9 protein-coding genes and 1 tRNA gene are annotated in these 11,078 nt (G+C 55.6%); 3 read left to right on the top strand and 7 right to left on the bottom strand.

From position 1 onward, the window contains the following. Positions 1-43: 43 nt before the first annotated feature. Positions 44-535: a class I SAM-dependent methyltransferase gene (locus Ga0074115_RS14975; RefSeq protein WP_057957299.1), complete on the bottom strand. Its 492-nt coding sequence runs from the start codon at positions 533-535 to the stop codon at positions 44-46. A 442-nt stretch (positions 536-977) separates the two neighbouring features. Between Ga0074115_RS14975 and Ga0074115_RS16975 the strand changes: the two genes are divergently transcribed. Further along, a complete protein-coding gene (locus Ga0074115_RS16975; protein ID WP_232433145.1) occupies positions 978-1,175 on the top strand; it encodes an efflux RND transporter permease subunit in 198 nt (65 codons plus the stop codon). On the opposite strand, the gene Ga0074115_RS16970 is transcribed toward Ga0074115_RS16975, so the two are convergent. After that, positions 1,172-1,315, bottom strand: a complete 144-nt coding sequence (locus Ga0074115_RS16970; RefSeq protein ID WP_232433144.1) for a hypothetical protein — start codon at positions 1,313-1,315, stop codon at positions 1,172-1,174. The two genes, Ga0074115_RS16975 and Ga0074115_RS16970, sit on opposite strands and share 4 nt — an antisense overlap. A gap of 78 nt (positions 1,316-1,393) precedes the next feature. Here Ga0074115_RS16970 and Ga0074115_RS14965 point away from each other — a divergent pair, with 78 nt between their 5' ends. Beyond that, complete coding sequence (locus Ga0074115_RS14965; RefSeq protein ID WP_057957298.1) at positions 1,394-2,146, top strand: hypothetical protein; 753 nt, start codon at positions 1,394-1,396, stop codon at positions 2,144-2,146. 59 nt (positions 2,147-2,205) lie between these two features. Here the strand turns inward: Ga0074115_RS14965 and guaD are convergent, their stop codons facing one another. After that, the gene (gene guaD / locus Ga0074115_RS14960) at positions 2,206-3,528 is read right to left on the bottom strand and encodes a guanine deaminase (RefSeq protein ID WP_087959797.1); all 1,323 of its coding nucleotides are present in this window, start codon (positions 3,526-3,528) and stop codon (positions 2,206-2,208) included. A 320-nt stretch (positions 3,529-3,848) separates the two neighbouring features. Here guaD and Ga0074115_RS14955 point away from each other — a divergent pair, with 320 nt between their 5' ends. Continuing rightward, positions 3,849-6,002, top strand: coding sequence for a c-type cytochrome (locus Ga0074115_RS14955; protein WP_060528678.1), 2,154 nt, complete (start codon positions 3,849-3,851; stop codon positions 6,000-6,002). A gap of 474 nt (positions 6,003-6,476) precedes the next feature. On the opposite strand, the gene Ga0074115_RS14950 is transcribed toward Ga0074115_RS14955, so the two are convergent. The 4 genes from Ga0074115_RS14950 to Ga0074115_RS14935 form a co-directional block, all read right to left on the bottom strand. Further along, positions 6,477-6,552 (bottom strand) — tRNA-Glu (locus tag Ga0074115_RS14950). A gap of 132 nt (positions 6,553-6,684) precedes the next feature. After that, entirely contained in the window at positions 6,685-9,306 is a 2,622-nt protein-coding gene (locus tag Ga0074115_RS14945) for a putative bifunctional diguanylate cyclase/phosphodiesterase (protein WP_232433143.1), read from the bottom strand. Positions 9,307-9,619: 313 nt separating this feature from the next. Next, entirely contained in the window at positions 9,620-10,303 is a 684-nt protein-coding gene (locus Ga0074115_RS14940) for an anti-sigma factor (protein WP_057957357.1), read from the bottom strand. After that, the gene (locus Ga0074115_RS14935; protein WP_057957358.1) at positions 10,300-10,884 is read right to left on the bottom strand and encodes a sigma-70 family RNA polymerase sigma factor; all 585 of its coding nucleotides are present in this window, start codon (positions 10,882-10,884) and stop codon (positions 10,300-10,302) included. Before Ga0074115_RS14935 ends, Ga0074115_RS14940 begins: the two co-directional genes overlap by 4 nt. Positions 10,885-11,078 lie beyond the last annotated feature (194 nt).

Below are 11,078 nucleotides of genomic sequence, written 5' to 3'. Positions count from 1 at the left end.
ATCGCCTCCACTACATCTTTCCTTTTCTGATCACGCTGTTCTTTTATCGTAGCCATGGAAAGCAGTATACACTGCCAATACTTTCGGAACGATTAATACGTTTGAACTCTGCACTTGATATGGAACGCAGCTCACTCCTCGGCACAGTGACATGTTCGATTGCGGAATTGCACCAGACCGCATCGAAAGATTGATCTTCAAAGGGGGGCGGTCCATCAATAGGGATTAATTGATAACCCTTCAGACCATACTTCAGCACCCCTCTCTTCATCGGCTCCTCGAAGATATCTGCCAACACAATGTTTTCTGGATAAGGGTAGTATTGCCCAAGGTAAGAACCATCTTCACTGCCGAGATCGAGAACGATATCGTCTGGTCCAAGCCCAAGGGTTTTGACAAACAGATCGACTCGCTCTTTCCTCAGTTTATCCGTCGCCTTCCCAAGCACCTTTTCGGTACTGTCATTCCAGGGTGTTTTTCCGAGAGTCGCTGAGCCACCAAGATCCATCGTTATCTTTTCGCTATGCTGTTTCACTGACACCTTCCCCTGTATAACCGGATAAGATTAAGGTCTATTTTCAACAGACCAAAAATTTTGGGTCAACGAAAAAAAACGGGAATTAAAAGGAGCGTGAGTCGATTCACATTTTTTTCCAGGTCAGCCATTGCGGGCTTTTGATAACCCAGTTGACTCAACTTTATATAGAAAAACAAAGCCTTAAAGTTGGCATATAAAATAAATGCATGATTGAAGTGTGACGTCTTTGACACACCATGTGAGCTGGGCAAGATTAATTCTAAGCATACCTGGGCTATCCACCAATCCCGGCAGAGCTGAGATAGATCCCATCAGCTGGAGAGGAAATCCACCTCAAACCAGAGCCACCACAATTTCCAGGCAAGGTAAAATTGCATCATAAGCCCAGTGGAACTGGGCAATCCAGCCGGATAAGACATAGAGAAAACTGAGCATCTCCATGCCCAAAGCGGAGACCGACCGCGCCGCTCTGAGCTGGCAGGGTAGCGACTACCAACCGACCATCGACATCTCGGTAAAGAAGCTGCCGGGCTTCGACAGCCTCAAGCTGATCGAGCAGCTGAAGCAGGTGATGGCCGAGCAGCGCAGCCACCCCACCTGGCCCCACGGGGTCGAATACACCATCACCTCAGACTAGTCCGACTCGATTCTCGCCACCACCATCACCACCGTGATCGACCTAACCCCACTGGCGCTCAGCAACCCCTTCTGGATGCCACTCTGCCTGGCAATCATCGCCGGGCTGCTGGTGGCGACGATGATTGCACTGTTCATCATCCCCTGCCTCTACCTGTTGCTCAGCGGCGCCTCGTCCGTTAGCGTTCAGCAGGAAGTCTCAGCAGAGGGTTAATAGTCGTGGAGATAGTCGCCTCTTTTGCCGCTACCTCACTGATCGCCCTGATCCATATCCTGGTAGGTCACAGGGCCTTCAAGCCCCGTGAAGGGAGCGCCTGGCTCTCCGCCGCCGGTGGCGCTTCGGTAGCCTATGTCTTTATCTATGTACTACCCAAGTTGGCCAGAAAACAGGAGCTGGTGGACGAGCACATCGGCTTCGGAGTGCTCAGCTATCTGGAACACCATGTCTACCTGGTGGCGATGATCGGCCTGATCTTCTACCACAGCATCCACCGCATCGCGGAGTTTGCCACGGTGCAACGCACCGGCAACAAGACAGGTCACGCCAACCTGGCCGCCATCCTGCACATCGGGAGCTTTCTGCTCTACGGGTTTATCATCGGGCATCTGTTCGCCAACTTTCTCCAAAAGACCTATATGCCGCTGGCTTTGGCGTCGGTGACTTTCGCTCTCCATTTTATTGGCACCGATCTTGAACTGAAGCACAAGTACCAGGCATTTTATGCCGATAGGGTGCGATGGTTATTGGTTGCCAGCCTCTACGTTGGGTGGCTAGTCGGAGAGTTGACCGTGGTTCCGGTGAGCACGGAAATTCTTCTCTTCTCCTTTCTCGCCGGCGCCATCATCATCAACGTGATGCGCGAGGAGATCCCCCAGGAAACCCAGATCCAGATGCTGGCGTTTCTGGGTGGTGCGGTCGCCTACGCCATTCTGGTGCTATTTGCCTTCGAGTATGTTTTTGAACTGATCTGAAATGATCACGGCTGTTGGACAGCCAAAAACCCAATGCCAGCCGAGTCGCCCTTTCGGCTTCAACCACGCTCATAAACAAGCGATCCGGCCAGGTAGGTGGCCCGGGTTGCCCGTTCATCGGCCAGGGTTATCTGGATAAACAGGGCCTCCATCAGATCGCCGGCATGGCGCATCCGGTATTCGATCAACGGCGTCGAGTGGAGATCGAGCACCAGCAGATCGGCCTCCATGCCGGGGGCAATGCTGCCGATCCGCTCCTCCAGATAGAGCGCCTCAGCGCTGCCCCGCGTGGCCAGATAGAAGGCCTGCGCCGGATTGAGCGGGAAGCCGTTAAGCTGTGCCGCCTTGTAGGCCTCGTTCAAGGTCTGCAGCATCGAGAGGCTGGTTCCCGCCCCCACATCACTAGCAAGACCGACCCGCACCGGCCGTGACGAACGCTTTGCATTGCCAAGATCGAAGCAGCCGCTGCCGAGAAAAAAGTTCGAGGTCGGACAGTGGGCAATCCCCGTACCCGTCTCATGGCAGCGTTGCAGCTCCGACTCGGTGAGGTGGATGCCGTGGCCATAGATCGCTCGCGGCCCAAGTAACCCATAGTGCCCATAGACATCAAGGTAGTCAGCACGCTCTGGATAGAGCCGCTTTACCCATGTCATCTCATCCCTATTTTCAGCAATGTGGGATTGCAAATAGGTGCCGGGGTGCTCAGACCACAGCGCACCGGCCATCTCCATCTGCTCTGCTGAACTGGTTGCAGCAAACCGGGGGGTAATGGCATAGAGTTGCCGGCCACGGCCGTGCCACTTGTTGATCAACGCTTTGGATTCGTCATAACCCCGCTGCGGGCTATCCAGCAGGGGCTCTGGGGCGTTGCGGTCCATCAGCAGCTTGCCCGCGATATTGCGCATGTTCAGGCGCTCTGACTCTTCGAAGAAGCTGTCGACCGATGCCGAGTGTACCGTACAGTAGACCGCCGCGGTGGTGGTGCCTGCACGCAGCGTCTCACGCAGAAAGATGCGGGCCGCTTCATACGCACACTCAGGGTCACCAAACGCCTGCTCAGTGACATAGGCATATCGATTCAGCCAATCGATTAGCTGTTCGCCGAAGGCGCCGATCACCTGCAACTGAGGATAGTGGGTGTGGCAGTCGATAAAGCCGGGCAGGATCAGGCAACCTCGGTAGTCGACAGGCTCCATACCGGCGGGTAGCTGGCCGAGGAGCTGAGCCGCCGGACCGACCTGCTTGATCCGTCCATCCTCAAGCCAGACCAGGCCATCCGACTCATAGTGCATCACCGTATCCAGATCAGACTGGAATGGATCACCGCTGAAGCTGAGCACAGCTCCCCGCAGTGCCGCACACGTAGACTTCGATGTCATCATCAACGCCAGCCCCCTCCTGAAGAGTTCTTGAGTTCAATTTTAGGCGCCAAGGACAGAACCGGCGATATACCTCTCGATTCTCTGCTCAACAGCTGATGACAGAGATCACACGCCGAAAAAAAATCCCACCTGGTTCACTGATGCGGGGTGAAACCCCTTCCAAATGCGCATGATCGCAACCAATCCCACCAGGGAAGTGTGACTCTATCGAAAGATGATCGGCCACCACCCATCGATACTTCGCCCTCACAAACCAGAACCAATAATTGGATGGAAAACATGAAACTGCTATACAACATCTGTGCCATCACCTTGGGGCCATGCTGCTCACCGCATGCGATGAGGGCAGCCTGGGTACGGCATCACAAGCGACCACTTCAAGTCCTGTCACATTTGACGGCAGTGTCGGTGACGGCCCAGTGGTCGGCGCTACCGTCACCATTCGTGATCGCAATCTGGAGGTTATCGCAACCACCACCAGTGATCAGCAGGCAAGTTTCAATTTCACGGGCGAGATCGCTGACAGTGCCTTTCCTCTGATTGTCGAAGCCACTTATGGCATCGACCTAGTCACCAATGCAGAGCCTGATTTCATCCTGAGTGGCGTACTGATGGATGCAACAGCAACTCGGGTCAATCTCACCCCCCACACCACCATGATTGTTAAAAGTGCGATGGCGATGGAGGGAGGACTCACAGCAGAGAATCTGGCGATCGCCACAGAAGCCGTCACGAGCAAGCTCAACTTTGGTCTCGACACCAGCACTGTTGCCGACCCGATGACGTCAGCAGTGACCAACGACAATATCACCGAGGTGGTGCTGTCGAGTGAGGTCTTTGGTGAGATGGCGCGCAGGAGCGCCTACTGGATCGGTGGCGATGTTACTGAAGACGATATTTTTGCAGCCTTGGCTGCCGACCTGAGCGACTCGACGCTGGATGGCAAAGGTGCACCCGGTACTGTACCGCGTTACACCGCCATTGCGCATATCGTCAGCGCGCAGGTTTTGATCGAGGCGATGGTCGATGGGCTACAAGTCCACAACCAACCAGCAACTAACGCGCTGGACGACGCCATTGCACAGGTACTTGGCACCGCAGATCGCTCACTGCATCGCTCAGTCAGAGAAATCAGAGCCAACCGGCTGATGCTTGCTCAGGCACGGGCCGCACTGGCCGCAGCCCAAGCGATCGACCCCAGCATTCCATTGGGAGACCTGCTGACGGTACTGGCAGAGCTTCAAAACGCGGCCAATACCAGTAATCTATCCGAGACCATCTCAAACGCTGGCGGAAACTCATCACTCAGCAACGGCCTGGGACAGACCATCTCCATTGTGTCGAATGCCTCCTCCAGCAGTGTCTCTCATGTTAACCAAGTGGCCAGTGGGACAAACAACGCCAGCAACTCTGGTAACGGCCCACATGAAAGCAGCGTGGCACGGGGTTCAGAGCTCTATGCACAACAGTGTGCCGCTTGCCATGGCAGTGATCCAGCCAATGGCAGCCGCAACATCGCTCGCGGTACCTCTGCAGACAGCATTACCGGCATACACAACTATGTCGATAACGGCGATGCACAGGCCATTGCTGCCTACATCAGCAATGCAACCAAAGCGGGCAACAACACCAGCAGTACCACTGCCGACGCAGGCGGCAGCTCCGGCAGCTCATCAGGTAGCACCCCAACCCCCACCACTTCAGTACAAGGTGTAGATCGTTATGCTCAGCAGTGCGCCGCTTGCCATGGCAGTGACCCGGCAAATGGTCGCAACAACATCGCCTTGGGAACCACAGGGTCCAGAATCACCCGTGCTCACAGCTATGTAGCGACGAGCGATGCCCTGATCATCGCAGACTATATCAGTGCAGTGCTTGAAGGGAGCAACAGCTCCTCGGCAGTAAGCAGTTCTTCTGGCAGCAGTAGCAGTAGCAGTAGCAGTAGCAGTAGCAGTAGCAGTAGCAGTAGCAGTAGCAGTAGCAGTAGCAGTAGCAGTAGCAGTAGCAGTAGCAGTAATTCTGCAACCACCACGAACAGCAGTTCAAGCGACGGTTCAGATCTCTACGCCCAGCAGTGTGCCTCCTGCCATGGCAGCGACCCAGCCAATGGACGTCGCAACATCTCTCGCGGCACCTCCGCCTCTGCGACCACCCGTGAACACAGCTTTGTCGATGAGATTGATGCTCAGGCTATCGCGACCTACATCAGCACAGTGCTTGAAGCCAACAACAGCTCCTCTGGTAGTAGCGAAACCACGGCAACAACCTCCAGCGGTGGCTCAAGTGGCAACAGTTCAGCGCAGGGTGAAGCACTTTATGCCGAGCAGTGTGCCTCCTGCCATGGCAGTGACCCGGCCAATGGACGTCGCAAAATCTCTCGCGGCACCTCTGCTTCTGTAACCACCCGCAAACACAGCTTTGTCGATAAGAGTGATGCTCAGGCCATTGCCATCTATCTTAACGAGGTGCTTTAGCAATAAGGTGTCGCGAAGTTGCGAAGCAAGCCTACACTAGCAGGGCAACAACAAAAATCTGTAGTTAAACTCTAGCAGTCCGACTTATACCCAAGCTACTCCTGTAATGGTGGTTTACGATCTCCACCATTACAGGAGTTATCCAGGTTACGCCCAGAATAATCAGGGACAAATCAACGCTCCCACACTGTTTCTAGCAGCGCCAACCTACCACAAATGCAGATCTCCCCATGCCCATAAGCACAAGATATAAATCCGGCAATTAAATAAAGATAGGGCGGCCATGGGCCGCCACTTGCAACCCATTGAAATTATGGATGATGTCGGGCAAGGCCCGGCCTATACCTGTGTCATGTTCAATTGCCGGGTTAATAACGGACGACAAACTCAGACCCATCGCATAGATGACCTATTTTTTCCAGGCATAAAAAAAGGGCTCCATAGATATGAGAGCCCTTCTGAATTGGTCTTAAATGGCGTCCCCAAGGGGAGTCGAACCCCTGTACCCAGCGTGAAAGGCTGGTGTCCTAGGCCTCTAGACGATGGGGACATTCCGCGTTCCGCAACCCACTGTACTGGGCCACTGCCGCGAAAGAGCGCGTAATCTACTTTAGATTTACAGTACTGTCAACCAGCATCATGCAGCGGCAGAATCCGCAACACACAGGCCCCCAAACCCAGCTTAGTCGACAAGAAACTCCGTGGGCTCGAACAGGCCACCGCTCGCCTGATCGACAGCAGCGCACTCCTGCGCCTGCTCTGCAGAAAGCGGCATACCGATCAGATAGCCCTGGATAAAATCACACCCCAGGTTTTGCACAAACGCGAGCTGCCCCTTGGTCTCCACACCTTCTGCCACTACCTTCATGTCAAACGCGTGAGCCAGATGAATGATCGCCTGAACCAGGCTGGCATCGTTGGAGTCGCTGATGACATTGCGAATAAAATCCCGGTCGATCTTCACCAAATCGAAGGGAAACTGCCGCAGGTGATTGAGCGAGGCCTGGCCAACACCGAAGTCATCCAACGCGACCCGAGCCCCTAGGTTCTTCAACTGCTGCAATAGTTCATTGGCTTCTGCAAGTTCATGGGTGAGGGTGTCTTCGGTGAGCTCCAGTATCAGCGAGCCGGTCTGGAATTGCCCTTCAAGCAGCCGTTTCAGCAGGCCGCGGCAGAAGGGAGGGTCGTTCAGCAGCCGGGGCGAAAGATTAAGAGCCAGCGCAACCGGCCGCCCCACCAGACGGCTTAGAAACTTCTGCTGATCTACCAGCGAATCGAGCAAAGAGTCGATCACCCGGACAATCAGACCAGTGTCATCCAAAGTATCGAGGAACACCGCGGGTGACAGCAGACCCTTTGTCGGATGCCGCCAGCGCAACAGCGCCTCGCAGCAGTAGAGTTCGCCCGACCAGAGGCTTACCACCGGCTGATAGTGGAACAGAAACTGGCCGGCCTCTACCGCCTGCCGCAGTTCGTTCTCCAGCTGCAAGCTCTCTGCTGCTTCGCTGATCATCTCCTGAGCGAAATAGCGATAGGCCGAGCCGCGCTGCTTCTTCGCTGCATACATCGCCGTATCGGCGTCGCGGATCAGGTCATCTGCCAGGTGATCATCCTCGGGAGCGATAGCGATGCCGATCGAGACCGAGATCCGCAGTTCATGCTCATCGATGCAGACCGGCTGCTCCAACGCCTGCACCACCTTGTCTGCCAGCGGGATCATATCCGCTCTGTCGTTGATCCCCTCTGCCAGCACTGCAAACTCATCGCCACTGAGCCGTGCCGCAGTATCCGAGCCCCGGATCACCCGCTGCAGCCGTTCTGCCACCACCTTCAGCAACTCATCGCCCACCAGATGCCCCAGGCTGTCGTTGACCTGCTTGAAGCGATCCAGATCCATGAACATCAGACCGATGCGCCGGCCATCCCGTACTGCGATCTGCAGCGCGTGCTCCAGGCGATCGCGGAACAGCACCCGGTTAGGCAGACGGGTCAAGGCATCATGGTAGGCCATGTGGTCGAGATGCTTCTGCCGCATGTGGACCTGGCGCCGCATCTCATTGAATGCCTCCACCAGGTCCCGCATTTCCGACAGTTTCGCCGGTGGCGGGACGATCCGCAGATTGCCCTGGGCCTCCTGCTTGAGCGCCAGCGCGGTGCGTGCGATCTGTTTCAGCAGTGTTCGGTTGAGAAAGATATAGGCGAGCAGAACCAGAATGATGGTGAACAGCGCCATCGCCCCCATCGTCAGGGTGAGCTGCCGCGCCATGTTGGTGAGACGGGTAATGTCGGCAGCTGACTGGTTTTCACTATCGGAGTTGATCACCCGCAGGCGCTGCCGCATCTGTTCCAGCAACGGATCAATTGTCTGCTGTAGCATCACCACATCACGCCGCCACCCCGAACCCTCCAGCATCACTGAGATCTGATAGGCGCCGCGCATCCAGCCTGTAAAGCGAGACTCCACCTCGTCGATCGATTCTGCTCCGAGAAATCCCAACAGTCCCTCTTCATGCAGCGCCTTCAGGGTATTGATCTGCGCCTTCACCTCTTCGGCATAGTAGATAACATTGGTGAACCGGGAGCGCATACCAACCGAGGCATCACTGGCAAAGACGCCAAATCGGTTCGACACAAACAGACGCAACTCGGAAGCCATCGCAGACCAGAAGTGGCGTAGTGTGCTCACGCTCATCACCACTCGTAGGCGCTGCTCCGCAGACAGCTCCTCATCAACCTCGGCCAACAGGATGTCCAGCTGGTTTAGCGCCGCCTGGCTGTGCGGATAGGTCACTTCCCGCATCTGGCGTATTGCCGGAAACCAGCGTTCCACCTCAGTGCGGAGCCCGACCAGCTCCATCCCAGAGCGGTGCAAACGATCGAGATCCGCCTGCAGCTGATTGGCGATGGCCTGGCTCTCGCGACTGTCATCCTGCGCCAGCAGCTGCTTCAGATGGTTGAGCAGCAGACTCAGCTGTGTGAGCGCCTGCTCCAGCTTCTGCACATCCTTTTGAACCGGTTCGATAACGATACGCTGCAGGCGATTCTCAACCAGATCGAGATGGGAGCGTACATCGCGCAACAATTCGGCCGTCGAGTTGCGCTGGGTGATATTTCTGATGTAGGTCTGGCTGCCCTGCTCGACGTCATACAGTGCCAGCAACGCGGCCAACAACAGAATCACAGAGGCTATCACCGCCGCATAGGCGTAGCGTCCCCGATAGGAACCTATCCCTGGTAGATGAATTCTCACACTCTCTGCCTGCCGCTGATCTTCGTACTCATCCAGGATGCACCGTTCTACCACACACCGCCATCGCTATGGCTCCGCTCATATGCCTGCCTCTGCTATCAAAAGCAGTCTCAACACCCTTTAAGCATCCCGTGGGATCTGAATAGACACTCTAAACCACTCAGCAACGTCTCCTCTGATCGGTTTTATCATTGTGGAGGGGGGCTGATCATCGGTGGCAGAGCCATGTGCCCCAAAATATAGATTAATCTATCTGGTTGTAAACCCGGATGAAGCCTAGGATCGACCAGTAGTGCATCAGGCAAAAGGCCCTGATTCAATAGGGCCATATCGTCAATAAAGGTAGTGAAAGATCCAGCGATACCGTTCAGATCTGGGTCAAGCCGCCTTCGAAGACGAACTCGCCACTGGGTTTGGCCACCGGTGCCTCGGATGCCGCCTCGATACTCACCTTGAAACGGCTGTTGGCCCGCAGTAACGTGGGCACCTTCATCTGCTGACGCCCCGAGTGCGGTAACACGCCTACCGACAGCATGCGACCATCTTCTGTCTCCATCCAGAGCTGACAAACCCTGCCCGGTTGCAGACGGGTCGGTTCGACTGCACTCACCCGCAGCATCTTGCCTGTCTCACCAGCACCGACTAGCCAGCCGGTCTGTGCCTGGTCATTCAGCACCACCATCACCCGCTGCAGTTCACCTTCATCCTGCTGCAGGCCAAACAGACTCAGGGTAAGTCCCAACACGACTCCCGAGGCGACCATGCCCAGATTACGCCAGAAGTTCAGACTCTCCCACCAGCCGGGCGACTGTGACTCATGCGGCGAGATATCCGTCTCGATCCGACGCCAGATGCTGTCTGGCGGTACGACCGGCTCAATCGATGCTGCCAAAGGCGAGAGGCGCTGTTCCCAGTCTGCCACCTCCGACTGCAGATCAAAATCCGTGGCCAGTTGCCGTTCGAACATATCACGCGCCTCACCCTGCAGGGTGCCGAGCACATACTCACCGGCGAATGCCAGCAATTCCGATTTGTTCTCCTGTACTATCATGATTCAAGACACCTCTTCAGCTGATCCAGCCCGCGGCGAATCCAGGTCTTTACCGTGCCCAACGGCGTTCCTGTCTGCTGCGAAAGCTCCTCATGGGTCAGTCCCTTGAAGTAGGCCAGCACAATCACCTGTCGCTGATTCGCTTTCAACTGTTCCAGACAGTCGTTCAGCCTCCGACCCTCCTCACTCTGCTGCAACCGTTCCTGTGGCAGCAAGCCGGGATCCACCTCTTCATTCCGGTTCTCCGGCTCGGCGCGCCTCACCTCGCGGCGACGGCGACGCAACAGATCCAGTGCCTGATTGCGTACAATGGTCGACATCCAGGTCATCGGTGCCGCTCGATCGGGACGATAAGTGCCGGCAGCATTCCAGATCTTCATGTAGGCCTCGTGAAGACAGTCCTCTGCCCATTCGTCCCTTACTAATATACGCAGCACCACCCCATACAGTTTCGCCGAACTCAGCTGGTAGAGTTCGGCGAAGGCGCGCCGATCTTTCAGCGAGGTGGCGGCCAGCAATCTGGCAAGCGTCTCATTGCGTTTTTGTTGTGCGGTAACGGGATCTTCGACCTGAGCGGTCATGGAGGCTCCTTGAAGGCGGTTTCTCAGGAGCCTCTGAATGAATCTGGACAAAGCAGATTGGGATTCAGAATTCGTCGCTCTAAGGCGCTGATCGCACGTATTAATCGTTCCGAAAGTATTGGCAGTCTATTTTTGAACTTGCCAAAATATACTTTGTATCTGACATGCGGAAGAAACTCTTAATCAGCGAAGTG

Source organism: endosymbiont of Ridgeia piscesae (genome assembly GCF_001443665.1).
GTDB lineage: Bacteria > Pseudomonadota > Gammaproteobacteria > Chromatiales > Chromatiaceae > Endoriftia > Endoriftia persephonae.
This window is presented reverse-complemented; position numbering and strand designations above follow the sequence as displayed.

Excerpts from the sequence above, each read along its gene's own strand:
- Ga0074115_RS16975 (WP_232433145.1), top strand. The coding sequence starts at position 978 with ATGCCCAAAGCGGAGACCGACCGCGCCGCTCTGAGCTGGCAGGGTAGC.
- Ga0074115_RS16970 (WP_232433144.1), bottom strand. The coding sequence starts at position 1,315 with ATGATGAACAGTGCAATCATCGTCGCCACCAGCAGCCCGGCGATGATT.
- guaD (WP_087959797.1), bottom strand. The coding sequence starts at position 3,528 with ATGATGACATCGAAGTCTACGTGTGCGGCACTGCGGGGAGCTGTGCTC.
- Ga0074115_RS14955 (WP_060528678.1), top strand. The coding sequence starts at position 3,849 with ATGCTGCTCACCGCATGCGATGAGGGCAGCCTGGGTACGGCATCACAA.
- Ga0074115_RS14940 (WP_057957357.1), bottom strand. The coding sequence starts at position 10,303 with ATGATAGTACAGGAGAACAAATCGGAATTGCTGGCATTCGCCGGTGAG.
- Ga0074115_RS14935 (WP_057957358.1), bottom strand. The coding sequence starts at position 10,884 with ATGACCGCTCAGGTCGAAGATCCCGTTACCGCACAACAAAAACGCAAT.